Raw genomic sequence first — 603 nt, 5'->3', positions numbered from 1 at the left:
GTTGCGGTAGTCGATGTAGTAAGCGTGTTCCCACACGTCGCAAGTCAGCAGCGGGGTGTCGCCGCTGGTCAGCGGGTTGCCGGCGCCGATGGTGCTGGCCAGGGCCAGGGAACCGTCAGCCTTTTTCACCAGCCAGCCCCAACCGGAACCGAAGGTGCCGACGGACGTCTTGGTGAACTCTTCCTTGAACTTGTCGAACGAACCGAACGCAGCGTTGATGGCTTCAGCCAGCGCGCCGGTGGGTTGACCGCCGGCGTTTGGCGCCAGGCAGTTCCAGTAGAAGGTGTGGTTCCAGACCTGAGCGGCGTTGTTGAAGATACCGCCCGAAGAGGATTTGACGATCTCTTCCAAGGTCTTGCCTTCGAACTCGGTACCTGGGACCAGGTTGTTCAGGTTCACGACATAGGTGTTGTGGTGCTTGTCGTGGTGGTATTCCAAGGTTTCCTTGGAAATGTGCGGCTGCAGGGCATCGTGTGCGTAGGGCAGCGGCGGCAATTCGAAAGCCATGATGATTCTCCTAATCAGGTCAGTTGCGGTGAGCGCAAGGCCGATCACGGGCGGCCAAACAAGCGCCGGGGAGTTTGTACTCTTTGCGGCGCAGGG

General features: G+C 59.7%; 1 protein-coding gene. It reads right to left on the bottom strand.

Going from position 1 to position 603, the window contains the following annotated elements; translation table 11 throughout:
• The coding region (locus AC3ZU9_RS31515; RefSeq protein ID WP_490091804.1) for a superoxide dismutase at positions 1 to 507 on the bottom strand (507 nt) is incomplete at its 3' end.
• Positions 508 to 603: the final 96 nt, after the last annotated feature.

This window comes from Pseudomonas sp. A39, from assembly GCF_058145955.1.
Note: the sequence above shows the minus strand (reverse complement) of the source record. Positions and strands in the feature narration are given on the sequence as shown.